Here is a 26206-nt window from a genome sequence, read left to right as displayed (position 1 = left end):
ACACAAAGTGAAAACGGCAAATTCGTTATTTTTCAGTCGACAATTCTCGCGATGGCTTTATTCGGCCCTGCGGCGGCGAAAGCCGCAGCGATCATTCGACAGCCGCCGGGCTTTCACTGTTTTTTTATGCCGCCGCCTGTAATAGCGCCGCGCCACGCACGCCGCTGCTGTCACCGTGCACCGGCGGGAATACCGCTGCCGGTTCCACGCCCGGCAGCAGCCAGTGCCGCATCGCCGCCGGCAGCAGCCGATACAGCTCGCCGACGTTCGACAACCCACCGCCCAGCACGAAGGCATCGACGTCCAGTAGCAGCTGCAAACCGGCCAGCGCGCTGGCCAGAATGTCGACGTAGACGGTCATCAGCCACTGTGCGAGCTGATCCCCCGCGCGATAGCTGGCGACCAGCGCCGGCACGTCGGCGGCCGGATGGGCAAAGTGGCGGCTCAGCGCCAGCAGCCCGCTGCCGGAGACGTAGCGTTCAAAGCAGCCGGTCAGCCCGCAGTTGCAGCCGAACAGCGGCAGATCGTAGCGCTGCGCCAGCTGGGCGGAGATCGGCATATGGCCCCATTCGCCCGCCAGCCCGTTGCGCCCCTTGTGCAATTGCCGGTTCACCACCAGGCCACCGCCGGCACCGGTGCCGATGATGGCGCCGAACACCAGCGGCAGATGGGCGGTTTGCGGCGTGCTGGCTTCCGACAGCGCGAAACAGCGGCAGTCGTTCTCGATGGCGATTGGCCGCGCCAGCGCCTGCGTCAAATCATCCGCCAGGCAATGCCCGGTCAGGCAGGGCACGTTGACCGCCAGCTGGCGGCGGCTGACGGGGTCGGTGATCCCCGGCAGGCCGATGCCGATGCTGCCGCGCGTATGCAGCTCGCGGTCCGCCTGCTTGACCAGCCCGGCGATGCAGGCCACGAACTCGCCATAATCGCCGGTTGGGGTGTGCACGCGCTGAAGCAGCACCTGATTGAGCCGGCGATCGTAAGCGGCCATTTCGATCTTGGTGCCGCCGATGTCGAAGCCGTAACGCATCTCTCTCGTGCTCATGGTCAGGCTCCGTTCAGGGCGATCACCGCCGCTTCGCGGCGCGCGCGTTCGGCGGCGAACACCATCAGGTGGCTCTCCAGCGCTTCCGCCGGGCCGGCCAACACCTGGCTCGGATCGTTGGTGCGAATGGCCGCGATAAAGTGCTGCATCAGGTAGTAGTCGCCGCCGCCGTGGCCGGCCATGGCGTGCAGATCCTGGCCGGCGTCGGTGTCGTAATGCGTTTCGCCGTCGTCGAGGAACGAGGTGATGCGGATATGGCGGCCGTCGCCTTCCAGGCAGCCGCGGCTGCCGAAGATGCGGGTGTGGCGATCTTCGTGGCGGGTAAAGGCCGTCATGGTGAACGACGCGGTGCGGCCGCCGGCGAACTGCATGTTGACCACCTGATGATCGACCACGTTATTGTCGCAGCGGTAAACGCAGCGGCCGTAGGGCCCGTCGCGCAGCGCCGCCCGCAGCGTCGTCTGGTCGGGTTCTGGCGTCAACACGCGCAGAAAGCCAGGCGTGGCCTTGTGGTCGTCGCCCAGATAGATGCGTTTGGCGGAATAGGGGCAGGACGCCTCCACCGCGCAATCCAGGCAGTTGTCCGCCGCGCCGGCCGGTTGGTTGTCCTGGCGGAAGTGGCGCAGGTTGCCGAAGGAGCTGACCTGTTCGCAGGGCTGCTCCATCACGTAGCGGATCCAATCGATGTCGTGGCAGGATTTCTGCAGCAGCATAAAGGCGGCCTGCCGATCGTTGCGCCAGTTGCCGCGCACGAAGGAGTGCGCCTGATGCCAGTAGCCGACCGGCTCCAGGTGTTGCAGGCTGACGATGTCGCCGATCGCGCCGTCGCGCAGCAGCTGCTTGAGCTTTTGGGTATAGCGGGTGTAGCGCAGCACGTGGCCGACCGAGAAGATCAGCTTTTGGCGCACCACCTCGGCGACGATGGCGCGGCACTCGTCGGCGTCCGGCGACAGCGGCTTTTCCAGCAGCATGGCGTAGCCCTGGCGGGCGAAGGCCAGCGCCGGTTCCAGGTGCATCTGATCCTGAGTGCAGATCAGCACCGCGTCGGCCAGCTTGCCGGCATCGGCGGCCTGGCGCCAGTCGGTGAAGACGTTTTCCGGTGCGATGGCGTGCTGCGCCACGAACTGCTCGCGGTAGGCGTCGCGCGGTTCCGCCACCGCCACCACCTGCATCAAATCGGGGTGCGCCAGCGCATAGCGCGAGTAGATTTCACCGCGCGCGCCGGCGCCGACCACCAGTACCTGCACCGGGCGCTGGGCAACGTTGTTGGGTTGTGTTGACGACATTGCTGATACTCCGCTGTTGTTATTTGAGGTTTTGGCCGCTGAGCTCGTCGAACAAATGTGCGCGCGTCAGATCGAATGCCAGATGAACGCTTTCGCCGAGGCGCGGCTCCCAGTCCGGCAGCGACGCCATGCGCAGCACGAAGCGCAGGTCGGCCAGTTCACAGTGCAGCAGCTCTTCGTTGCCCATGCGCTCGATGGTGACGATCTGCGCCGGGAAGCAGTTGGCGCTGCCGGGCGCGCACAGCCGCAGGGACTCCGGCCGGATACCGAGGCACACCCGCGCATGCGGATAGTCCGTCAACTGCCGCTGCAGCGCCGGCGGCAGCTCGAGCGGGTGCTGCAGGCCGATGCGCAGCCGCACCGTTTGGCCGTCGCGCACGATCGCCAGATCGTGCAGGTTCATCGACGGGCTGCCGATAAACTCGGCGACGAAACGGTTGGCGGGGTGGTGGTACAGGTTGATCGGTTTATCCACCTGCATGATGGCGCCGCGGTTCATCACGCAAATGCGATCGCCCATGGTCATCGCTTCGACCTGATCGTGGGTGACGTACACCATGGTGGCGGCGGCGCCTTCCTGCTTCAGCTGATTGTGCAGTTCGATCAGCTGCACGCGCATCGACACTCGCAGCTTGGCGTCGAGGTTGGACAGCGGCTCATCGAACAGGAACACTTTGGGTTTGCGCACGATGGCGCGGCCGACCGCCACCCGCTGGCACTGGCCGCCCGAGAGCTGGCCCGGCTTGCGCTGCAGCAGGTTGGTGATCTCCAGCTTTTCCGCCGCGTCGCGCACCCGGCGGTCGATCTCGGCCTTGCTCTCTTTGCCGATCAGGCCGAACGCCATGTTCTTGTACACCGTCATGTGCGGGTACAGCGCATAGTTCTGGAACACCATGGCGACGCCGCGATCCTTCGGCATGCTGTCGTTGACGCAGCGATCGTGGATCAGGATCTGCCCCTCGCTGACGCTCTCCAGCCCGGCGATCATCCGCAGCAGGGTGGATTTGGCGCAGCCGGACGGGCCGACGAACACCATAAATTCCCCGTCCTCAATGTCCAGATTGACGCCGTGCAGCGCGTGGAAACCGTTGGGGTAGACTTTTTTAACGCTGTTTAACTGAATTCCGGCCATGTCATTTACCTTGTCTGCGCGTTAGCCTTTCACCCCGGCGCTGGCGATGCCCTGGATGAAATAGCGTTGGAAAATAATGAACAGCATCAGCATCGGGATCACCGCCATCAGCGCCCCGGCCATCAGCAACGGGTATTCCACCCCGGCGCGGCTGGAGAGCGAGGCGAGGCCAACCGGCAGCGTCAGCTTCTCGGTGGTGGTATTGACGATCAGCGGCCACATCAGGTTGTTCCAGCTCCACAGGCCGTTGATGATGACGCAGGCGATAATGCCCGGCCGGATCAGCGGCAGCATGATGCGCCAGAAGATGGCGAAGTAGCTGTAGCCGTCGATCAAGGCCGCTTCTTCCATCTCCTTCGGCACCGCCAGAAAGAACTGGCGCAGCAGGAAGGTGGCGTAGACGCTGAAAATGCCCGGCAGCACCAGCCCGGTGATGCTGTTGACCAGCCCCAACTTCTGTACCACCAGAAATTGCGGGATCAGAAACGCCTGGCCGGGCACCATCAGGATCGACACGCACACCAGGAACACCGCGTCGCGGCCGCGAAAATGCAGGCGCGAGAAGCCATAGGCGGCCAGGGTGGCGATCGCCATCTGCAGGGTGACGGTGAAGAAGGTCGCCAGCAGCGAGTTGAGATAAAAACCGGCGAACGGGATTTCGTGCATCACCCGGCCGTAGGCCTGCAGGCTGGGGTGCGCCGGCAGCAGCGTCAGCGGGATCTGGATGCTCTCGGCCTGGGTTTTCAGCGAGGTCACCAGCATCCAGATAAAGGGCACGACCGAGGCCAGCGCCGCCAGCCCCATAAACAGGTACACCAGCGTTTTCTTGCTTGCGTTCATGTGCAGCTCCTCAGCTGACTTTCAGGCGCTTGCCGATCGCCATTTGAATCAGGGTGATCACCAGCGTGACGGCGAACAGCACCACGGTGATGGCGGAGGCGTAGCCTTTTTCCTGCAGGTAAAACGCGTACTTGTAGAACAGGTTGGTGACGGTCATCACGTCGTTTTCCACCAGCGCGCGGTCGAACATCAGGAACACCACGTCGAAGATTTGCAGGATCTCGATAAAGCTCATCACCGACACGAAGAACAGCGTCGGCACCATCATCGGCAGCGTGATGCAGAAGAAGCGCCGCAGGGTGCCGATGCCGTCGATATCCGCCGCCTCGTACAGCTGGCGCGGAATACTCTGCAGCCCGGCCAGCAAAATGATGATCTTCAGCGCCAGCGACGACCAGATGATGATGATGGACACGCTGATGCGCACCACGTCCGGATCGGACAGCCAGGCGACCGGCGCAATGTGCAGCAGGCCCAGCGCCTGGTTGATCAGGCCGAAATCCTTGTTGAACAGCCATTGCCACACCATGGCCACCGCCGCGGGCATGGTGACCGCCGGCAGGAACAGCAGGGTGCGCAGCAGGCCTTTGCCACGGATGTTCTGGTTGAGGCCGATCGCCAACAGCAGCGACAGGCTCAGGCTGATCGGTACGCACACCACCACGTAGAACAGGGTGTTGGCGGCGGCGGTGTAGAAGTCGTCGTCTTCGAACAGGTTGAGATAGTTATCGACGCTGATGCTGCTCCAGCGCATGAACTGGTTCAGATCGGTAAAGCTGTAAAAAATGTTCTGCAAAAAGGGGATCAGGTAAAACACCGTGACCCCTAACAGCAGCGGCAGGATCATCACCCAGCCCCAGAAGCGTTCGGCGCGTTCGAGCCGATTGAGCGCGGGGCGGGCGGTGCGCCGGGATGATTTCAGGGTGACCGTAGCCGTTTCTGCCAGCGACATGTTGCCATTCCTCACCTATCACTTTCAGCGTGGGTCCACCGCGGCGCACACTCGGGGTAGCGCGCCGCGGCGGGGCGATTACTGCTCCATGACGCGCGCGATCTTCTTGACCGACTTGTCCATTTCCTGCTTGGCGTCCGCGCCCATAAAGATTTTCTTCAGGCTGGCGATCCACATGTTCTGCCATTTCGGCGTATTAGTGCCGGCGGTTGGGTAAGCCTGGGTCACTTCAAGGGTCTGGATATAAGGCGAGACGTCGACTTTCTGGATCTGCTGCGCCCAGACCTTGGCCGCCGTCTTGTTGGCCGGGATCACCACCTTGGCCAGCTCCGCCTGCGAGGCTTCGCTGCTCATGAAGGCGATATATTTCCAGGCGGCCTGTTTGTGGGCGCTTTGGGCCGACATGGCGAAGGCCAGGCTGTGCGCTACGCCGGACTGGCGTTCAATTTTCGGCATCATTACCACGCCGATGTGATCGTTGATCAGCGGGTTGTTGGCGAACGGCGCCGCCAGCCAGGAACCGGCATAGACCATCGCGGCGCGGTTGGACTGGAAGATGTTCTCGGTTTTGACTTCGCTCATTTGCTGGGCGCTCGGCATCAGGCCGTCTTTCATCATGCCCTGCAGCTGCTGGTAGACCCAGATGGATTTGTCGTTGGCGATGTCGGTGGGTTGGCCGTCTTTCGGTACGATGTGATTGCCGTTTTGGAACAGCAGGTTCATATAGCTGTCCTGGCCGTCGATGCTGAGATCCATCACCAGCGGGAAGGCGGCGCCTTTCAGCCCGCTTTTCAGGGCGGTGGCTTTGTTTTTCAGATCGTCCCAGCTCCAGTCGCTGGTGGGGTAGCTGACGCCGGCCTGATCGAACAGTTTTTTGTTGTACCACACGGCGATGGAGTCGACGTCGCGCGGAATGGCCATCTGTTGGCCGTCGTACTGGTAGGCTTTCACCGAACTGGCGACCACGTCGTCCAACTGAAGGCCGCTGTCCTTAATATAAGGCGCCAGCGGTTCCATAATGCCGTTTTTGGCATATTGCACAAAATAAGGCATATTGATCCAGAATATATCCGGCGCCACGCCGCCGGCGGCAGCGGAATCCAATTTAACGAAATATTGCGCAGAGGGCGTTAATTCTATTTCTATTTTTATATCCGGATTGGCCTGTTCAAAACGTTTGGCGATCTCCTGTTCGGCAGGTAATTGGTTTCTGTCCCAAACGGCATAGCGCAATGTTATTTTATCTGCGGCGTGGAGCAGGGTGGGTAATAATAATGCGCTGGCAAGAATAGAGTGCGCCAGCAGGCGTCCGGTATTTTTTATCGGTGACATTGCTTTCCCCTCGGTGAGCGACGAATAACGTTTTTCGCAACGTAAATTCTTTCTATCCCTTAACTTTCAATGTGTCAATACACCCCCGAACGCCCAAAAATGGGGCATGAATGTTTCATTGTTGTTAAAATCGAAAGGCTTTCACGGCCAAGTGAAAGGTAGGCTTGTTCACATTTCGTTAACCTGTTGATGGGTTTTCTCCCTGCTATTGCGGCATTTAGCGGCCCTCGCAGGTATAGGAATAACTGATAACCCTTGCACCATAATGGGGATTAAAAACATTTTTATTGTGCAAGCATCAGCTTCTTTCATTTTTGTGATGCAAATAAACAAAAAAATCGGGTCGCGGCAGTCAAAGAAGGGTATGGGAACGATTTTTATTACCGGCTATTGTCTGTGGCGATAAAAGGCGCTAGCCTGAATTTCACCGTGTTTATTCATTAAAAATAAAGAGGGCCGAACATCATGCGCCTGTCTCTGGTATTTACTCATTGCCTGGAGAAAGTATTTCATCGCCACAGCGTGCCGCCTATTTCCGTGGAGGAAAGGCTGAGCGGGTTAAATAACGAGGTGCTTTCCTGGCAGGCGGTGTACTGTTTGCAAACGCCGGGCAACGAAACCCGCCATGAGCTGTGTTATCAACTCGACGGGCCGCTGGCGGAGTATATCAGCGTGCGCCAGGTGCAATCGGTGCCGAGCGGTTTTCCCTGTTATCGCGAGACCGACGAGAATTACCTGACGACCGAGTCGGGCTTATTTCCCGATCCGCTGATGCCGCTGCCGCAACGGCGTTTTTTCGCCGCCTGCCGCTATTATGGCAGCCTGTGGCTGACCCTGACGCCGCCGGCCGATGTGCAACTGGCCGGCGACTTTCCGTTGACCCTGCGGCTGCTGGATGCCCAGAGCGGCGAGGCGCTGGCCGAGGCCACGCTGACGCTGCATCTGGTGCCGGCGGCGTTGCCGCCGCAAACGCTGTTGCACACCGAGTGGTTGCACACCGACTGCCTGGCGGATTACTACCGTCTGGCGGTGTTCAGCCCGGATTACTGGCGCGCAGTGCGCCACTTTGTGCGCTGTGCGGTGCGCGCCGGGGTCAATATGCTGCTGACGCCGCTGTTTACGCCGCCGCTGGATACCGTCGTCGGCGGCGAACGCACCACGGTGCAGCTGGTGAGGGTGACGCGTTCGGCGCAGGGGTATGGCTTCGATTTCAGCCGCCTGGCGCAGTGGGTGGCGCTGGCGCAGGAAGAGGGCATCGAGCACTTCGAAATCGCGCCGCTGTTTACCCAATGGGGCGCGGCGCACGCGCCGAAGATCGTGGTGGAGGAGCAGGGCGAGGCGCGACCGCTTTTCGGCTGGCACACCGATGCGCAGGGCGAACCGTATCAGCGTTTCCTGCAGGCGCTGCTGCCCGAATTGACCGCCTGGTTCCGCGAACGGGGGCTGGAACGGCAGGTGTGGTTCCATGTTTCCGATGAGCCGACGCTGGACAACCTGGCGGCCTACCGGCGCGCCGCCGCCGCGCTGCGGCCGCTGCTGGACGGCTTCCGCACCTTCGACGCGCTGTCGGATTTCGCTTTCTATCAGCAAGGCCTGGTGGAAACCCCGGTCGCCGCGACCGACCATATCGATCCCTTTATCGAACACCGGGTGCCCGGCCTGTGGGCCTATTACTGCTGCGTGCAGAAGACCGAGGTCGCCAATCGGTTCTTCGCCCAGCCTTCGGCGCGCAACCGCATATTGGGCGTGCAGCTGTATCTGTACCGCATTGCCGGCTTCCTGCATTGGGGATTCAACTTCTATAACAGCGCCCATTCGCGCGAGCGCATCAATCCGTACGCGGTGACCGACAGCGGCCATGCGTTTCCCTCCGGCGATCCGTTCGTGGTCTATCCGGGCGAGGATCTGCAGCCGGTGGAGTCGCTGCGCCTGCGGGTGCTGCACCAGGGGCTGCAGGACATGCGTGCGCTGCAGCTGCTGGAGAGTCTGACCGACCGGGCGACGGTGGAGACGCTGATCGAACGCGAGCTGGGCATGCGCATCACCTTCAAGCGTTATCCGCACCAGGCCGGGCCGCTGCTGCGCCTGCGAGAAGCGGTGAACCGCCGCATCGAAGCGTTGCTGGCGCCGATGTGAGGGGCAATGGGGGCGAAAATGCGTCTTTCGCTCCCAAATCGCCATTACTTTGCTATACCTGATAGTCGATGGATTCATTTTATTGTCATGTAACTGACACGTCAGAGTCACGGCTCTGGCTTAAGTTTGCAGCGACTACGTCAGGAGATAACGCGATGTTCAGCCTGGATTCTCTGTTGCAAGATGCATTTCCACACCGCAATACCCCTGCCTGGCAGCGCAGCCTGCTAAGAACCCTTCTCTTCGAAAAAGAATTCAAACAGTTCGCCGCCGACTATCCCCACCTGAAAGGGCTTGATCTGATCGAGCAGGTGGTGGACTACTTCAACCTCAGCTGCGAGCTGGTGGACGGCGATCTGGAAAACATTCCGAGCCAGGGGCCGGTGGTGCTCGTGGCCAATCACCCGATCGGTTCGCTCGACGGCCTGGTGCTGCTGCGCGCCGTCGCGGCGGTGCGCCCGGATGTGAAAGTGGTGGCCAGCCAGCTGCTGACCTACATCGAACCGCTGCGCAACCTGTTCGTGCCGGTGGATAACGTCGCTTATAAAACCAGCCGCAAGCAGATTGAAGGCATGCAGCAGCAGTTGGACAATCAGGGCGCGCTGATCCTGTTCCCGGCCGGCGAAGTGTCGCGTATGAGCCCGAAGGGCATCCGCGACGGCCACTGGCATACCGGCTTTCTGCGTCTGGCCGCCAAGGCGCGCGCGCCGATCGTGCCTATTCATATCAGCGCGCGCAACAGCAACCTGTTCTACTTTACCTCGCTGGTCTACCGGCCGCTGTCGACGCTGTTGCTGGTGCGCGAAATGTTCCAGCAGCGGGGCGGGCGCATCAAGATCCGCATCGGCGGCCGCGTGCCGTTCGCCAACTGGCATGACGGTCACACCAGCGCCAAGGATCTGGCGGAGCGTTTTCGCCGCCATGTGTATCGCCTGGGCCAGGGCAAGCCGGGGCTGTTCGCCAGCGAATCGCCGATCGCGCTGCCGGAAGAGCGTTTGGAGCTGAAAAAAGCGCTGGCGAACTGCGAACGCTTGGGGGTGACGCCGGACGGTAAAACCATCTACCTCTACCGCCGCCACGATGAAGCACGCACGCCGATCCTGCGTGAGCTGGGGCGCCTGCGCGAGATCGCCTTCCGTGCGGTAGGGGAAGGCTCCGGCCGCCGCCGCGATCTGGACAGCTACGACGACGACTATTATCACCTGGTGCTGTGGGATGAGGAGGAGCTGGAGATCGTCGGCGCCTATCGCTTTATCCCCACCGCCGAACAAATCGAACGCAAAGGGCTGGAAAGCATCTACAGCAATAGCCTGTTCCACTACGACCGCGATATGGAACCGATCCTGGCGCAGGGCATCGAGCTGGGGCGCAGCTTCATTCAGCCCGCCTATTGGGGCAAACGCGGGCTGGACTATTTGTGGCTGGGCATCGGCGCCTACCTGTCGAAATACCCGCAGTACCGTTATCTGTTCGGCCCGGTGTCGATCTCCGGCGGCATGCCGCTGGCGGCGCGCGATCTGCTGATCGCCTTCTATCGGCTCTACTTCTCGCCGGATCATGCCTTCGCGCAGTCGCGCCGGCCTTATCCGGCGTCGCTGCCGCAGGTGCTGGCGCAGTTTGCCGGGGACAACTACCAGGAAGATCTGGTGCGGCTGAAGAGCCTGCTCAGCAACATCGGCTGTTCGATCCCGACGCTCTACAAACAGTACACCGAGCTGTGCGAGCCGGGCGGGGTGCAGTTTATCGACTTCGGCACCGATCCGGCGTTCAACAACTGCATCGATGGGCTGGTGCTGGTGGACACCACGCGGCTCAAGCCGTCGCGCTATCAGCGTTATATCGCGGTGCACCAGCCACAGCCAGCCGAGACGGCATGATTGTAGTCTGACTCATGCCTTTTTGATCTAAGCACGACCTTGGGGCCGGCGACGGGATAGCGCTACGATAAACGTTTTGCTTTCCACCGCCGGAGCCTTGCATGCCTCACTCGTTTATCCCGCCGTTATTGTCCGCCGATGAACCCTCTGCCGCCGCCGTTGAAATCCCGCATGGCAAAGCGCCATTTTTGCTGCTGTGCGATCACGCCGGCAAGGCGATACCGCAATCCCTCGGCGATCTCGGCTTACCGCCCGGGGAGATCGAACGCCACATCGGCTGGGATATCGGCGCGCTGAGCGTGTCGCGCCATCTGAGCCGCCAGCTGGACGCGACGCTGATCCATCAGCGCTATTCGCGGTTGGTGATCGACTGCAACCGGGCGCCCGGCATCGCCAGCTCGATCCCGCACTTGTCCGAGCTGACGCCGATCCCCGGCAATATCGGTATCGACGCCGAGCACGCGCTGGCGCGCGAGCGCGAGGTGTTTTTGCCGTATCACCACGCCATTGACGATCATTTGGGGCAACGCCAACTGCGTGAACTGCCGACGGCGGTGATCGCCATGCACAGCTTTACGCCGGTGTTCAAGGGGGAATCGCGCCCCTGGCAGGTGGGGCTGTTGTTTAACCGCTACCCGGAGTTTGCCCATCTGCTGGCCGAGCTGCTGCGTGAAGAGGGGGATTTGCAGGTGGGCATCAACGAACCTTATGCGATGACGGACGCCACCGACTATACGTTGCCGGTTCATGCGGAACGCCGCGGTTTGCCTTATGTCGGCATCGAAATTCGCCAGGATCTGATCGCCGACGAACGCGGGCAGCAGGCGTGGGCGAAACGTTTCGCGCGCCTGTTGCCGCAGGCCTGGCAACGCTGGCAAATTTGACTTTAGGAATATTCCCAGAGATGATAACCGTAAGGAATACGTAAGACGTCATTAGAAAAAAAGTCAGGAGAGACGTGTGGAGCACAGCGATAACGGACTGTTTATCAAACGGGAGCGTTTTGAAGTTCTGGCGATTCTGCGTGAAATTTGCAAACAACGCACGCCGCTGCGCGTAGAAAATCAGCAGCACCGGTTTCAAAGTCTGTTATTGAGCGTCGGGCCGGACAATATCGTGTTTAGCGGTGAGGAAGCCGCGAGCGCCATCGACGGCGCCTGCACCATCGTGATTGAAAGCAACGACGCCAAAATCGAGTTTTCCGTCGGCCAGGCGGAGCTGACCGAACATCAGGGCGTCCAGGCCTGCTCGACCCGTCTGCCGCAGGAGCTGGTTTACATTCAGCGCCGTCGCCAGTTCCGCATCACCACGCCGCACTGGCGTCAATTCTTCTGCACCGGCGAATACCCGGACGGTACGCCTTATGAGCTGCGGATCCACGATCTGTCCGCCGGCGGCGTCGGTTTGCGCTTCGACGGCCCGCTGCCGGAATTCTTCCAGCCGGGTTTGCAGTTCAAGAAAGCGCTGCTGGATCTGGGCAGCTACGGCAGCTTCAAGGTCAACATGGAGCTGGTGGTGGTCAACGACGATCAGGAAACTGACGACAACGATCAGGTGGTACACTTCTCGCGCCTGTCATGCCGCTTCCTCAAGCTGGGGCTGGCGATGGAGCGCAAAATCCAGAGCGCGGTGTTCGCCTTCGAGCTGGATTTCAACAAAAAGAAAAAACGCTGATCCTCTGTTCCGGCGCGTCGGGCTGGATGCCGCCCGGCCGCGCCGCCATTCTCTCCCCGTTCAGGGGACGTAAATAATCTCGAAGCTGGACGTATTGTCGTAGGAGGACTTTTTGCCGCCGTCGACGTAGATAATCTGCAAATCGTAGTGATACACCAGCTTCTTGTCCGGATGCAGGATCAGTTCCAGCACGGAAATCTTCACGTTAACCGATTGAACGGGGTGCTCCTTGTCCAGCTCAATGGTCTGATTGTCGATGCTGACCAGCATGCGCTTGATCGGCCGCGGCCCGGCGGGATCGTAGGCGCCGGCATCGCTGCGGAATTCCACGGTCTTATTGATGTCCGCCGGTGCGGATTGCTTGATGAAATCCGGCAGCCTGTTCTGGTATTTGGCGTCCAGCGCCAGCGCCACGGGCAGATTATCCGGGTTGAAGCCGGTGAACTGCACCGCCAGATATCCCTTGAGCAGCAGGTTTTGCGGCGACCGATCGAAGAAGGCATCCCAAATCAATCCAAATTGGCTGGCGGGCAGCGTGAATGAATCCACGATACCGCTCTGCAGATTGATCAGCGCGTTTTTTTCCTCCGTTTTGCCGTCCGGCAGCCCCAGCAGCAGCGTCAGGGTGTCCGCGTTGGCGAACGGTGCCAGCTTGCCGTCCGGTTGCATCTGCGTGAACTGTGCGGTGGCGTCGCCGATGCGCGCCTGATTGACCTTGGGTGACAGGAAATAGTCGAACGTCACCTCGACATCGTTGAGCGAGGTTGCGTGCGGCGCTGCAGAAAACGAGATAGACAGCATCGGTTTGTCGTCGTCGGCGGCGTTGGTCGCCAGCAGGAAAGTATCAGGCAGGTAATAAAGATAGTTTTTTCGTACATAGTCCTGATAGTAGTTGTACCACAGATGCCCGAAGGCCAGCGGCGTGAGGATCAGCTGCAGGCGCGGCGGCGGCGGCAGGATGCCCTGATAGATATAGGGATAGTAGTTCTCGGCGAAGTAGAAGACTTTCGGCGAGGTGATGGTGTTGAGGAGCCCGTTATCGGTGACGATGGCGACCACCAGCGTGGTTTGCGAGTCATAATCCGACAGCGCTCGCAGCAGCGCGTCACGCTGTTCCAGGCGGTCCAGGTCGAGCTGGGCGCGGTAGCGGGTCGGCGGGACGTCCAGCAAAACCTGTTCGAAGATCATTTCTTCAACCTTGCCGAAAGTGCTGAAGGTCAGCACCACGTAGGGCACCTGCTGAACGGCGCGGCTGAGCGCGAAATCCACCGTCATATGCCAGCGCGTACCGTCACTGCTGGTGGCGATGCGATAGCGCGTCTCTCCCGAGACGACTTCGGTACAAACATCGGCCTGCAGTTCGTCGGCCACCGGCGCGGGCGCGGCGCGGTAGCGCAGACGGGGGGCTTCGGCGTCGGGAAACTGTTCGCGCGCGTTGTCCAAAATGACCTTGTTCAGCGTCACCAGATCATTGAGAAAGATGTTCATAGCGATCCTCCAGGGAAGAAAGGCGTGCCAGATGTCTGAACTGGTTCAGGCAGGCGGAAGTCCAAAGAAAATGACCGTCGTGACGGCGATAGAGCGGGCTTTCGTCGTTGGTCGCCGGCAAGCGCCAGGCGGCCAGCGCATTGATCGCCGGTGCAAGCTGCGGCACCCCTTGCCGCCTGGCGTATTCCAGCGTACTTAGCCACTCATGCGGGTGGGCATAATAGGGCGTTAACGCGTTGAGGCGGTTGTAATCGCCGTCGCTCCAGCTCACCGCCTGATTCAGCATTTGGATAATGCGCGGATAGGCCGGCGGCGGGCTGCCGTGAGCGGCGGTCAACGTATGGATTAAAATCAGCGCGTTGGTATTCACGCAGCAGTCCAGTTGCGTGATGTCGCCGTCGTCTTTCATCCAGGTGTGAAAGGCGTAACACTCGGCCCAGGGATAGGGCGTCGTCTTCAGCCGCCGTTCGACGCGCTGTACCTGATAAGCCTGCATCTGCGCCAGCGTCTGTCTGGCTTGCGCCAACGAGCGCCGATGAAATCGATACAAGAGCTCAGTGATAATGGCGGTATCGTCGATGTCAGCGTCGATCCGCTGGCCCGCCATCCAGGCGGGGTGCTTGCCGGCAGGCCAAAAATGGAAGTGGTGCGGGCGGCTCTCGCAACCGAGCAAAAAGTCGAGCGCCAGCTCGATATGGGGCGCGGTCTGGGCGGTATAATCCAGCGTGCGCAGCACCTGGGCGGTGACAAAAGCATTTTCATCCTTGTGCCAGCGGCCATCCGGCGTTCTGACATGAGAGGGAAAGGCGCCGCTGGCACACTGCTGCGCCAACAGCTCCGCCAACGGCAATGGCACAAGCGGTGCCGTTTCGCGCGCTTTGCATGGCAGGATTTCGAAATGCGCGTTTTGCGGGCTGAACGTGCAGCTGACGCTGTGATTGCCCTGGCGATCGCAGGAAAAGCCGACGACGTTGTACTGCAACGGAACCTGTTCGCTCACCGCGCGGTTAAGCAGCGGCATGGCTTGGCCATCGGGCGCCAGCAGCGCGGTGATGCCGTCGAAAACGCGGCGGTTGTCGCCGAAAAAACTTGCCGCCATGGCGAACAGCGTAAAACTCTCCAGATTGCCGTCCGGCGCGTATCCCAGACTGAATCCGTAGGTGGTCGGGGGGAAGTCCCGCCTGTCCTGCTGCCGCAGCGCGCGGTCCAGCAGCGGCATCAGGGCGGAAAAACGGCTTTCTCCCTCGAACAGCCGCATGACGGCGAGGATATCGTCACGCGTGATCCGCGCACTGTGCCACTGGTAGTAATATTCGCGCGGAGAGTCGGCAGATTCCGGGTAATACCCCACCATCAGCAGCGTCAATCCCGCCGCGCGGCGGGCCTCGGCGGTGAGCGGCCCCTGCAAGCCATCGGGCGCGGCCGCCATGTCCGCGGGGGTTTCAACGTAGACCTTGGTTTTGATCGCGTCCGGGGCGTATTTTCGCCCCAGCCAGGCGCCGAAGCGCAGCGGCTGAACGCTTGCACATTGCATACGTCGCACCGCCTCCAGGCTGTTGGCGGGATCGGCGAGCGGGGCCGCGGTGATCGCCTCACAGCGTCGGGCAAAGGCGCCGGCGCTGCGGCGCTGCGCATAGCGCGGTAAAAAGGGATCCAGCGTGCAGGCGAGCCCCTGCGGTTTGGCCGACGACACGGTGAACTCCAGCGGGCTGCCGTTATAACCGAGCAGGCTGGTGGTAAACGCGACGGACAAACCGCCGGGCGTCGCCTTCGTCCGGCTGAAGCGGGCGACGTCCGGGGCCAGCGTGTTTTGCAAATAGGTCGCTTCCTTGCACAGGGCGTTGACCAGGGCGTTCCATGCCGAGGGTAACACTGCGTTGCGATCGATCATGGTGCTCACCTAAACCAGGTTGGGGATGACGATCGCCGGCGGGTTTTCGCTGCCGCTGCGTTCGACGGTTTCTCCGCCAACCAGGAAGTAGATCAGTGTGTAATTGACCGCCCAAGGCTTCTCCGTCAGACAGCGGTATTTGAACGTTTGGCTCTCGTGCGCGCCTTGCGTAAAGGTATATTTCTTGGTCTTGCGGCTTCCTTTGTCGTCCTGATAGCTCAGCTCCACCATGACCTGGTTACAGTTTTCCCACGAGAATTTGCGGTCGAGGAAGATACTGATCTCGTTGAAAGACAGCACCGAGCCGGGATCCATGTTCAGCAGGGTCGAGGCCGATTTGGACTGCGGCTGATAGCTGCTGCTGCCTTCCCAGCCCGAGGAGGCTGCGGATTTGAACGCGAATTCGCTGGTGATATGGAACAGCTCGTTCTTATCGCTGCTGCGGGCAATGCGTTTGGTCCATGTCCCGTCATCGTTGGTGAAAGGCGCGCCGGTATAAACCTGGTTGTTGTAACGGATGTTGAAGGTGGCGGCCTTGATACCGTACTCCTCGAAGCTGTCCGGCCCGAGCACGGTCAAATCCAGCTGTTGGAAGAACGGATCGTTGACGTTGACCTGAATAAAGTAGGGCGCGGTTTTCTGGGCGTGCAGGATATCGCTGCCGATGAAGTTTTGCGGCACGGCGGACTGGCTGAGGGCTTTCGACGAGGTGTAGTTGAAGTTCAGGCTTTTGGTTTCCTCGATCCGCACCAGCTTGATCTCCAGCGAAGCGCTGGGGAACAGGCCGCCTTTGCCGGCTTCTTCGCCTTCTTTCTTGTCGCTGGCGATCAGCGAATCCAGAATGGCGTCGCTGGCGGATTTCGCCTGCGGGTTGCTGTCGTCGTTAGGTTTGAGCGTGGCGCTGAAAAAGCTTTTCAAGATCTCTTCCTTGACGAACTGCAGTGCCCACTCTTTCTCTTTGGCCTCTTCGTCGCCCGGCATGCTTTCGGTGACCTTGATCACCAGTTTCTGATCCTGCTGCAGTTTTTTGATGACGCTGTCGAAGCCCAGCCAGAAGCTGGCCGGCGTCTCAACCGGAATGGGAATGTTGGCGCCGAATTTCAGATCGAATTCTTTGTAGATGCTTTCGAACTGTGCGGTCACTTCGACCTTCAGCGCCGGCGTGATGCCGGTGAAGCTGAGGTTATAGGCGACGGCGGCCGGCGCCTTGGCCTGGGTGAACGCGGCTTCGAGGATCACCGCCTGGGACGGCGTCAGCTTGGCACTGAAAATGGCGCTGTTGTTGCCGAACAGGCTGGGGCAAGGGGCGCTGATCAGCTCACCGTTGGTGGCGCCCGCGTCGAGCACGAAGAAGTTCACCGTGCCTTTATCATACGGCACCTGGGCCTTGCGGGCATTCTTGGGATCAACGTTCAGTTTGCGCAGATAGTCGTTGAAGGCACGGTTCAACACCGCTTCGTCGATCGCCGTATTGACCTCGAAGTTGATGTATCCCCCTTGCGGATCACTGGCGTCGCCGGTGTATTTGATCAGCGAAAACACCGGTTCGCCCGACTTCTGCGCAATGTGGATATCACCGGGCAGATACCAGAACTGGTTATCGTCTGAATCGTCGGCGAAGAAGGTGATGTTGTTGATGGTGGCAGTTTTGGCTCTGAGTAATAACATGGCGTTTCCTTAGTTAACTGAGGGTGGCGAGATCGAGAGCGTTGGCGTCGGTCGAGCACTGCACGTTTTCGGGCCGATCGCCGCCTTCGCCGGGTTGATAGGTAAACCAGATATCCAGATCGACGCTCATCTGCTCCGGATCAAGCTGATCGGCGCTGAAACAGCGCGGGGCGGCATCGGATTCGGTAAATTGAAACACCTGCTGCAGCGTTTCCGCCGGCGTGCAGGCGTAGCTGGCGGAAACGATGACCATTTCCACCCGGCGCCAGTCCATGTCGGCCGACAGCGTCAGCACGCGCTGGCGATACAGGGTCGAGAACAGGTAGACGTCCTGACCGGTCGGTTCTTGCAGCTCGGCGGAGATATGCGGTGAGTTGACGGCGGCGCTGTAGGTTTTGTCGACGTCGAATTGGTATTCGTCCGGCTCCGGCAGCATGACCGGGTAGTGGGCTCGCGGGCTGGTCTGGTCAAGTTGGAAGCTGCGCGACACGCTGCTGTTCGGCTGTTGCCGGTGGCGATAGCGCAGCGTGACCAGCACGGATTGATAGCGCTGCCAGTCAAACTGTTGCGCCGCTTCGATCGCGAAATCATAGCGGCCGTAGAGCGACTCGACGTCCAGAAAGACCTCGCTCATCTCCGTTTGCAGGCTGCCGGAGCTGACCGAAGTCACGCCGCCTATCGACTGGTTGAAGTACACGGTGAAGTCATACTCGACCGGCCACAGCATTTTTCCCGTTTTCGGGTCGATCAGGCTGGGTTCCTTAAACGGTTTGGGCCCGAAGTCGTCGCGGGTAAATTTCAGCTGTCGGCTGTTTGAGCCATAGCGCAACCGGGCCGTCACCAGCAGGATATTGGCGTCAAGCGCATCCGACAGTAGGCTGACCCGCACCTCGCGATAGGCGAAAAAGTCATCCTGCAGATCGCGTTTGACGATCGCGCGATCGGCCTGATAGTCCGTGCCGTTGACCAACTGGGCGAACAGGGCCTGCGGATAGAGCGAACGCTGCACGACGTTGGTTTCGCTGATCTTGCCGCTCAGGCGGCGTTGATCGATGTTTTCAACCGAGACCTGTTGTAGATAAAAGCCGGCTTTGGGGCTTGTCTGCTGCGGTTCGTTGGCGATAACCGGCGTGAAGAACTGGCTGGTGAGGATCTGCGTCAGTTCGGCGGCCGCCTGCGCCATATGGCCGTCGGGATCGGTGTCCCTGACTTTGACGGTGACGATTTTCTCGCTGATCAACTGGGCGGATGTCTGCTCGATACCGACGCTAAAGATCAGCAGGTTAAAGCCTATCGAGCGCTGCAGGTAACGGTAAACCTGGTCCCAGTTGGCTTCCAGCTCGAAGGTGGCCGGCGGCAGTTGCTGCAGGTAGTCGATTTTGTAACTGACGGCGATCGGCGTCGAGGCCGGCGTGCGCATCAGGCTTGCCAGCAGCAGGATATCGTCGTCGTCGTCCAGTTTGGCGGACAGGTAGCAATATTGCTGGTCGCTCAGCGAGGTTTTGCTGGTCTGCCCGGGGATAAGATCGGGGATATTCAGCGTCGCGCTGCAGGCGATCGCCTGCAGCGGCAATAAGATCGCATCGCGCGGTATATCCGGGCTGGCGTCGGCGGCGCGTTGCGCCGCGTCGGGCGAACTGGCCAACTGGGTCTGCAACGACAGCGTGGCGTAGTAAAGATCGTCCGGTTGGTTGAGGTTTCTGAAAATTTGCAGTTGGACATCGGGTTGATTGCCTGCGGTGACCTGCACGCTCGGCGCGGCGGCACAGTAGTAATACACGGGCCGATCCGGGTCCGCTCGAATAAAACAGATGTCTTGCATGATTACCTGATCGCGCATAGCGGCAACCTCACGTCATCGGAGAGGGAGCCGGAGCAAGGCGTGCTTGCTCCGGCGGAGACCGGCCGTCAGAAGGTCACGACCACGATGGTGCTGGTGCCCGTGATCGGCTTGGTGACGGTTTTCTCCTGGTTATCGCCGTAATAGACCGTGGCGGTGTAGCTGATCTGCGGCTCGTTGCCTTTCTCTTGCTGCATCAGGTTGAATGTCAGGTACTGCGTGAGTGACTTGGTGTCGAACTCGGTTAACGCAATGGGCTGCGTTTGCGAGAAGTCCCATTTCGGGTAGTTCACCGTCATCTCGAAGGTGATCAGCGAAACGTCTTTTTGCGACGGTTTGAAGATGATGGTGTATTTCTGCTGCTTCGGCAGGGCGTTGGCGATCAGGATCTGATTGCCGCGCGTTTCGCCATAGCCGGGCAGCTGCGGGTTGCTTTCCACGCCCGGCGGGAGGTAGGTCAGGCTGTCGCCGTCCAGCGCATAGTAGTCGGCCGAATAATAAAGCGGCTTTTCCACGTTGGTGCCGATCGGATAAATAAACGGCACCGGCGGGTTCTTGTCGCTGATCACCTGGGTGTATTGCTTGAGCGGCACGCTGTGCTCTTTGTCTTCGTACTGGGTCTTGACCACGACCTGGCTGAAGACCTCCCAGCCCAGCGGGTTGAGCAGGGTGGAGATATCTGCGTAGACGATGCCGCTTTGCGCCGCGTTGATGGTGACCACCAGATCGTCTTTGACCTGGATGTCCCCAGACAGGTAAGGTCTGGCCTGCATGCCGGTGAAGTTGACGGTGTAATGATAACGGTAGGCGCGGCCGAGCTCGGGTTTGATAAACCATTTGTCGGTTTTCTTCGGCCCCGGATCCTTCGGCGTAAAGGTCAGCGTGCTCTTGAGATCGTCGTCGTATATCGCGGTGACCACGATATTGGCGATGTCATACTTGGCCATGTCTTCGGTGACGAAGAACTCCGGCTGGATGTACTGATAGAACGGGTCGTGGAGATCGTACTCTTTGAAGTACTGATCCAAATCGGCTTCGCCGACGATTGAGCGTATCGACGGCAGCTGAGTTTGCGGATAAATGGTGGAGGACACCACGGCGTTCTCTTCATATTCGCGGCTGAAGCTCTGGGTTTGCGAGATTTTGGACTGGAATTTTTCGAAGCTGCCGGCGTCGTTCAGCAAATTGAGACTCATGTCGATGCCGGTTTGGCTGCTCAGGATCTGCTCGACCTGCTGTTGCCCCCAGTTCCGCAGACTTTCCTTCCATTTATCATAGGCGGCGGGTTCCATGCCCATTTCTTGCGCCGTCAACCCGATCCGCACGTCCACCTTGATCGCTTCCTTGGCGTAAAACTCCTGCTCGATCTTTTTCTCGTCGGCCGACCAGGTGTGGTAGTTGATGGTTTGCGCTACGGACTTGGCCTGCTCGCTGTTGTAGGTGACGATCACTTTGGCCGCCGACATGGAGGCATCCAGGGAGAGGTCGAAGCGCACGCCGACGCTGGCGTTTTTATCGGTGCCTTTCAGCACCTGTTCAAACAGCGTGGCGCCTTCCCCGGTCAGCGACAGGCTGAACACGGTATTGTTGTCGCCGAGGCCGGAGGGGGACAGCGGCGTTGGGATCTGGCGATAGAACTTATCGTTGCCGTCGAGGATCAGCATGGCCTGCGCCGAGGTGTAGCGCGGCTGCATCAGTTCGATTTTTGCAGCGTCCGCCGGCATCAGTTCGCTGAGGAATTGATCGTCGCCCTTGTTGCCGTCGTAGAGCGCGACAAACCGGTTGAGCTGTTCATCGCTCAGGCCGGTATTCTTCTGCGCCTGGTCCATCGCGGTCTTCTTGGTGTTGTTTTCCGGGTCCGCTTCATAGGCCTGTTTTGCCTTGATGTAGTCGACAATGAGCTTGGATTTTTTATCCAGCGGGCCGTCTTTTCTGCCAAGGCCGTTATACAGCTGCAGGCGGATGCGGTCTTTCATTTCCGCATTCGGCTGCGGCAGCTGCACGGTGAATTGCGCGTAGCCGCCTTGCGTATCTTCGCTGCGGTATTTGTAAAACATGAAGCTCGGCGTATTGGTATCCCGTTTGGCAAACACCGGGATCTCCGGCACCACATAGAAGATATCCTTGCTGTCGCTGTCGCCGTAGCAGGTATACGCGTATTCCTTGACGCCCAAATACTCGGTGACGTCGATTTTTATCGATTGCTGCAAAGCGGTGGTTAACATAGGGCGGTCCTCTTGTTTATGTCACTTGTGGTATTGCAGTTTGATGGGGCCGGTGGTGGCCTGCAGGGGGCCGGAGTCGTAGTTTTTGGGGAATAGCGCCGCCGTTTTCCCTTGCCAGCGATAGTCCACCCGGCCGTTGAGGCCGGCGGCATGGGCGTTGATCCACCAGATGGCCTGCCACTGCGCGGCGGAAAAGGCGAAGGTGAAGTTTTGTTTCTTGCCCTGGCCCGCCGGGAGATAGCTGGCGCTGCCGGAGATCGTTTTGAATTCGGACTTCAGAGACTCGGCGTCGAACAGCAGGCTATAGAAACCCACATCCTGCGGCGTCAGCGCGATGGCGTTCTGCCACGCCAGCCGGCTCTCGAAACTGGTGTAATCGGCGAAGGTCACCTTGAGTGCGATATCGCTCACCGCCGCTGTCGTTTCCAGCGTCACTGGCGGGAAGCTGGGCCACGCCATCGGCGCCTGTTGATCTGCCCAGCGCAACTCTATCGCCATGATATTGAAGCCTTTCGGATCAAATCCCAGGCTGACGGTGCAGCGTTGAGGCTCGATCGGCTTATCCGGCCTGCTGGGTTCCGGCAGGGGCGTAGCGGTAAAGGAGATGATGCCGTCGGCCGGCAGCCGATTCAGCAGTTCGGCAATGTCGCGTTGCTGCTCCAGCAGATAGCGCTGGGGCACGGTGTCGTCGTATTCGATCTGGTAATTCAGCTTGTTGGGGATTTGTTCTGGCGACGAGATATTGCGTAGCGTGTTGGCGATCAGCAGTGAGGCGGTGTTTACCAACGCCTGGCGAACGCGAGCTTGCGTCTGCTCTGAAGGCGCATTGTCGAACTGCGCTTGCACAATGACGACGCCGGCGTCGATTTGTTGGTTCAACAGCCTGGCGATCGCTTCCGGTTGCCGCGCCTGCTCGTTGAAGGCCAGGGTAACAAACGCGACCCAATCGGCCTGCAAACGGGCATTGACGCGGCTGTCGACGCTGAATCGGCTGCGGGTGAGAAAATAGACCTGGTCTTTTGTTCCCTGGATCGCGCCCGCCAGCCGGCCAGACTCCTCATGGGTCAACGCCATTTTGGACTGTTCAAATTCGACGCTGTAGGCGGCAGCAGCCGGCCGCTGCGCGAAGTGCAGCCACAGCGATTGCTGGATCTCCTCCTGCTCCAGGGTGATGGTTTCCGGAGCGGGGACGAAATGGCGGCGGATATAGTCCTCGATCGCAGCCCTGTCGACCGGCAGCTTCGGTGCAATGAAGGTCGCCAGGCCGCCGCCGGGGCTGGTCAGCAAATGCAGCGAGCTGATCTTGCCGGCCGGCGTTTCCTGCACCACCTGCGGCGTATAGCTGCCGTAGGTGTAACAGCCGCTGGGGCGCGTTTGGTCGTGAAACGCCAGCGCGCGGTCAAGAAGAAAGAAGTTTTGCAACGTACGTTGCGGATCCAATTCGTCGGTCATGGTGTATCACCCTTGATATCGATCGTTTGGTCGCCGGTGACATAAGGCGACCAGGGGCCAGTGGGAGTCTTGTAGCGGAAGCCGGCGGCGAAAATGGAGGTGACGTTCCATTTGTAGACGAAGCTCGGCTGCGAATGCGTAAAAGTGCGGTCGCTGGTGCGCTCGCTGTCCTGCGGCTGAAAACTCAGTACGGCGCTGAGCGACTGCGGCGGCAGCCGAACGGTGATCGTCGCCTGCTGTGCGCCGAACTGCGGAAAACTGTAGGCGCCGATGGTGGCGTTTTGCACGATCGGGGCGGGTAACGGGACGGCGCCGTCGCCGGAAAGCGAATAGGCGGTCGCCTCGGCAAAAGTCGGGTCGCCCAGGATCGGTGCGCTGAAATAGGGCGCCGATGCGCTGAGCGCCCACGTTTGGCGCCAGTCGGCGGAGTAATAGGGGCCGCCAAGTCGGCTTTGCTGGGCGAACGTTGGGTCGAGATAAAGGGTCAGGAAGCGGCAAGGCAGCGCGGCGTAATCCAGTACCAGGTTATCCTCGTCGCAGCGACGTTGTTCGCCGGGCAACGTGCGGTAAACGCCGTCTTGCGGGTAATTCACGCGGATCTGGTAGAAAAACGGCTGTGCATCCAGCGCGCTGTTGTGAAACTTGAAGGTTAACCAGGTGCGGTCGGGGCGCAGCGCCAGCGTTTGCGTTTGCTCGATCGGGTAGATATTGCCGGGCGGTACGGTCAGCTGAATATCGATCGTAACGCCGGATTGCAGCCCCAGCGGGTAGGCGTAAAAGACGTTGATCTCTCGCTCTCCCGCCGGCAGCGGCGGTGCGGTGGTACGATGAATAATGGTATCGGGCGAAACTTTGGCGATCTGCTGCGCGGCGGCGAACGGATCCAACGTGAAGCAAAGTGGCCGCTGAGTCAGCGCGACATTGGCCAGATCGCACCGGGTCCGGCCGGTATGCGGGGGCGGCGTCAGAAGGATCTGCGCCACATTGCCGGCGGCGGGGCCGGCAGACGGCGCACCGTACAGGTTGTATAGCCGATCGAGCAAAGCCTGGCTGAGCAACAGATCCCCGGCCGGATCGTTAGCCGGTGGCGGTGGGTCGATGTCGAGCGGCAAGCGGGTGAGGTTGCGGCTGAGGTAGAGGGTCAGCCCGTCATAGGGAAAGACAATCCCGGTATCGCCCACGGCATGGGCACCTTCCACGCCGGCGGCCAGGGCCAGGATCAGCGCACGGGCATCAAATTCCACCCGGTAGGCCAGACGCGGCGATACGCCTTCGACGAAACCGTCCAGACGCGCGTTGAAGCCTATCGTCTCATCGAGCAGGGTGCGCTCGATCAACTGAGTGCTTGCCGCATTGAGCAGAATGATGAATTGACTGCACTGTGCCGAATACCAGGTGGTGTCGTAGTGCCGGCCGTACAGTTCGCTGTGGTAGTCGATAGGCACGTCGAATCCCAGGCTGCCAGGCAAGACCGGCAGCGCCTTCACCGCACAATCCGGATACTGTTGCTTGAATACCTGCAGGCTTTGTTCACCGGCGAACTGCAATTGCGTGGTGAAATTCAGCCAGCCGTAGAGGCTTTCGGTACTGTAGCTGCGCACGATATCCAGCGAGAAAGCCAACGGGTCGGCCGCCAGAATGCTGAGCGCCTGAGGATATAAATAATAGGCGTCGTTTTGCCGATACGCGGCGACGAAACGTTGAGCATCGCAGATAATAATGCGCTGGAAGTCGGGGTAGCCTTCATACATGATATTATTCTTCCGCTGCATTGATCATATTGTGGTAATCCTGGTGCCACTCGGCAGGCAGCGTTTTCAGCACGTTTTTAGGGCGTTGGTGATATTCGTCTTCATAGAGGTGTTGAACCAGCGCGTCACCGACCAGCACGCCGTTAGCATAAAAAGTACTGAGGGCGCATTGCGTTTTTTGCAGCGGAGAGTCAGCGCTGAGTTGCAGGTTATAGACGGTTAACTCACCGGACTGGAGAGAGAGGGCGGTAATTTCGCACTCACCGTGCCGAGTTTTAAGACGCATGCCTGAGGTCAATTCACGGGCGAGACAAATACCGTTTGCGGTGACGAAAGGGTGCCCCAGGCTGGCTTTTATGCGATATTCACGTGCCGCCTGGTCGCGGGCGGTAATGTCAATGTAATGCTGCTCCTGCCCCGTGGTGATATTCTCAATGCGTCTGGGGTAGTTATTGCCGCAAATAACGAATTCATCTGCCGTGAGGGCATTTATCGGCTTTTCTGTCCCATCCTGCATTAAAATCAACGTATCCTCTGCCAGGCAGCCATAAATAATCTGCATCGGTTTGATTTGTACGGTATTGAGCAGGCGGCGATCCGGATCGCTTTCTTTGGGCGCGTTAGTAATAAAGGCGGCGATGCTGCGGCCTTCGACATCAAGCGTAATTTTAAAAACGTAATAAACCATCTCACCGGATTCAAAATCGACGCGGTTGAATTTCAGCCAGTCAAGATCCCAGGTGATGTTATTTCCGCTGATTCGGGTTGCGGCAGAATTAAAAATATTATAGCCGCCGTAAGGGGTGATCGGATCGCCGCCGGCACGGGTGCGGATAAGATAAATGGTATTGCTGGCGTTGACCGGCTTGCCATTGCTGAGATCAATATTGCCAAAATAGGTGATGTTGCCTTTTATCGGCACTTTAACCGTGCCGTCCTGATCGTAGCCGGTGCGATAATCACAGTCGCCATCGTCACGCGTCAGGCAAATCTTGATCATGCGCTGGTTATACAGATTCCTCGGGGAATCGTTGATCATTTCTTTCGGGTAGCTTTGCGTCGTGACGATTTCGGCGCCGTAAACGGTTTGCTGGCCGACCGTTTGCGCGAAGGTATAGATCACCGTAACCGGAAAGCTGCCGCCGGTCTGGCTTTGCGGATAGTCACCGCTGGCACCGATGGTGCAGTCCGCCGTGTAAACGTAGTCGCTTTTGTATTCCACCTTGCCGACGTTATCGGCGCCGCCGTCGAACAGGCCGAGGGTTTGCGTCACATTGGTCGCCTGAACCGGCAGAGAGCCGATGGCGTCGGTTTGATAACGTTTACCGTCGGTGGAATCCAGCCTGACGATGCTGTACACCGGCTGAGCGCCGCTGGTGTTGGCCTCGCTCATCCGGCCTGCGACCCGTTTGACGCGTTTCGTCTGCTGCCAGAGCTGGGTGAATTGCGGTGCGGCGGCGGCGGTGACGCCGGCCAGTTTTAATTGAATATCATAAAATTCGGTTAAAACCGGATCGCCTGGCTCGATAAGAAATACGCCGCTGTTCTCGTATTGGTCGATAACGTTTTTTACGATGCGTTTCTCATCTGACGTATAATCTTTTGCGAGCATAATAT

At 59.7% G+C, this 26206-nt stretch carries 18 protein-coding genes; 4 read left to right on the top strand and 14 right to left on the bottom strand.

What is annotated here, in order from left to right; all coding sequences use genetic code 11:
* Nucleotides 1–124: 124 nt before the first annotated feature.
* The 6 genes from V8N38_RS13065 to V8N38_RS13040 all read right to left on the bottom strand — a co-directional run bounded on the left by V8N38_RS13065 (nucleotide 125) and on the right by V8N38_RS13040 (nucleotide 6587).
* A complete protein-coding gene (locus V8N38_RS13065; RefSeq protein ID WP_147840043.1) occupies nucleotides 125–1030 on the bottom strand; it encodes an ROK family protein in 906 nt (301 codons plus the stop codon).
* A gap of 17 nt (nucleotides 1031–1047) precedes the next feature.
* Entirely contained in the window at nucleotides 1048–2331 is a 1284-nt protein-coding gene (locus V8N38_RS13060; protein ID WP_060439857.1) for a Gfo/Idh/MocA family protein, read from the bottom strand.
* A 19-nt stretch (nucleotides 2332–2350) separates the two neighbouring features.
* Nucleotides 2351–3463: an ABC transporter ATP-binding protein gene (locus tag V8N38_RS13055; protein ID WP_060418668.1), complete on the bottom strand. Its 1113-nt coding sequence runs from the start codon at nucleotides 3461–3463 to the stop codon at nucleotides 2351–2353.
* A gap of 21 nt (nucleotides 3464–3484) precedes the next feature.
* Nucleotides 3485–4303, bottom strand: coding sequence for a carbohydrate ABC transporter permease (locus tag V8N38_RS13050; RefSeq protein WP_004938251.1), 819 nt, complete (start codon nucleotides 4301–4303; stop codon nucleotides 3485–3487).
* 10 nt (nucleotides 4304–4313) lie between these two features.
* Nucleotides 4314–5255 (bottom strand): carbohydrate ABC transporter permease, encoded by a 942-nt coding sequence (locus V8N38_RS13045; protein WP_047730640.1) that lies wholly within the window; start codon nucleotides 5253–5255, stop codon nucleotides 4314–4316.
* 78 nt (nucleotides 5256–5333) lie between these two features.
* Complete coding sequence (locus V8N38_RS13040) at nucleotides 5334–6587, bottom strand: ABC transporter substrate-binding protein (RefSeq protein ID WP_147839910.1); 1254 nt, start codon at nucleotides 6585–6587, stop codon at nucleotides 5334–5336.
* A 465-nt stretch (nucleotides 6588–7052) separates the two neighbouring features.
* Here V8N38_RS13040 and V8N38_RS13035 point away from each other — a divergent pair, with 465 nt between their 5' ends.
* From V8N38_RS13035 to V8N38_RS13020, 4 genes are all read left to right on the top strand, one after another.
* Nucleotides 7053–8723, top strand: a complete 1671-nt coding sequence (locus tag V8N38_RS13035; RefSeq protein ID WP_147839911.1) for a DUF4091 domain-containing protein — start codon at nucleotides 7053–7055, stop codon at nucleotides 8721–8723.
* Between the two features lie 155 nt (nucleotides 8724–8878).
* Nucleotides 8879–10600, top strand: a complete 1722-nt coding sequence (gene olsF / locus V8N38_RS13030) for an ornithine lipid synthase OlsF (protein WP_049199741.1) — start codon at nucleotides 8879–8881, stop codon at nucleotides 10598–10600.
* A gap of 101 nt (nucleotides 10601–10701) precedes the next feature.
* A complete protein-coding gene (locus V8N38_RS13025; RefSeq protein ID WP_123895030.1) occupies nucleotides 10702–11484 on the top strand; it encodes an N-formylglutamate amidohydrolase in 783 nt (260 codons plus the stop codon).
* A 76-nt stretch (nucleotides 11485–11560) separates the two neighbouring features.
* Nucleotides 11561–12274 (top strand): flagellar brake protein, encoded by a 714-nt coding sequence (locus V8N38_RS13020; protein ID WP_049199733.1) that lies wholly within the window; start codon nucleotides 11561–11563, stop codon nucleotides 12272–12274.
* Between the two features lie 60 nt (nucleotides 12275–12334).
* On the opposite strand, the gene V8N38_RS13015 is transcribed toward V8N38_RS13020, so the two are convergent.
* The 8 genes from V8N38_RS13015 to V8N38_RS12980 all read right to left on the bottom strand — a co-directional run bounded on the left by V8N38_RS13015 (nucleotide 12335) and on the right by V8N38_RS12980 (nucleotide 25949).
* The gene (locus tag V8N38_RS13015) at nucleotides 12335–13762 is read right to left on the bottom strand and encodes a hypothetical protein (protein ID WP_141959338.1); all 1428 of its coding nucleotides are present in this window, start codon (nucleotides 13760–13762) and stop codon (nucleotides 12335–12337) included.
* Entirely contained in the window at nucleotides 13743–15653 is a 1911-nt protein-coding gene (locus V8N38_RS13010) for a hypothetical protein (RefSeq protein ID WP_147839912.1), read from the bottom strand. Before V8N38_RS13010 ends, V8N38_RS13015 begins: the two co-directional genes overlap by 20 nt.
* Nucleotides 15654–15662: 9 nt before the next feature.
* Nucleotides 15663–17321, bottom strand: coding sequence for a hypothetical protein (locus V8N38_RS13005; RefSeq protein WP_060418681.1), 1659 nt, complete (start codon nucleotides 17319–17321; stop codon nucleotides 15663–15665).
* A gap of 13 nt (nucleotides 17322–17334) precedes the next feature.
* Entirely contained in the window at nucleotides 17335–19101 is a 1767-nt protein-coding gene (locus tag V8N38_RS13000) for a hypothetical protein (protein WP_244951311.1), read from the bottom strand.
* Between the two features lie 128 nt (nucleotides 19102–19229).
* Nucleotides 19230–21386 carry a hypothetical protein gene (locus V8N38_RS12995; RefSeq protein ID WP_089186024.1) on the bottom strand — a complete coding sequence of 719 codons (2157 nt, stop codon included), beginning with the start codon at nucleotides 21384–21386 and terminating at the stop codon, nucleotides 19230–19232.
* A 21-nt stretch (nucleotides 21387–21407) separates the two neighbouring features.
* Nucleotides 21408–22838 carry a hypothetical protein gene (locus V8N38_RS12990; RefSeq protein WP_060439866.1) on the bottom strand — a complete coding sequence of 477 codons (1431 nt, stop codon included), beginning with the start codon at nucleotides 22836–22838 and terminating at the stop codon, nucleotides 21408–21410.
* Nucleotides 22835–24589 (bottom strand): hypothetical protein, encoded by a 1755-nt coding sequence (locus V8N38_RS12985; RefSeq protein ID WP_147839914.1) that lies wholly within the window; start codon nucleotides 24587–24589, stop codon nucleotides 22835–22837. The genes V8N38_RS12990 and V8N38_RS12985 overlap by 4 nt, the downstream gene beginning before the upstream one ends.
* 4 nt (nucleotides 24590–24593) lie before the next feature.
* Nucleotides 24594–25949, bottom strand: coding sequence for a hypothetical protein (locus tag V8N38_RS12980; protein WP_244951312.1), 1356 nt, complete (start codon nucleotides 25947–25949; stop codon nucleotides 24594–24596).
* Nucleotides 25950–26206 lie beyond the last annotated feature (257 nt).

Source organism: Serratia nevei, from assembly GCF_037948395.1.
Lineage (GTDB): Bacteria > Pseudomonadota > Gammaproteobacteria > Enterobacterales > Enterobacteriaceae > Serratia > Serratia nevei.
This window is presented reverse-complemented; position numbering and strand designations above follow the sequence as displayed.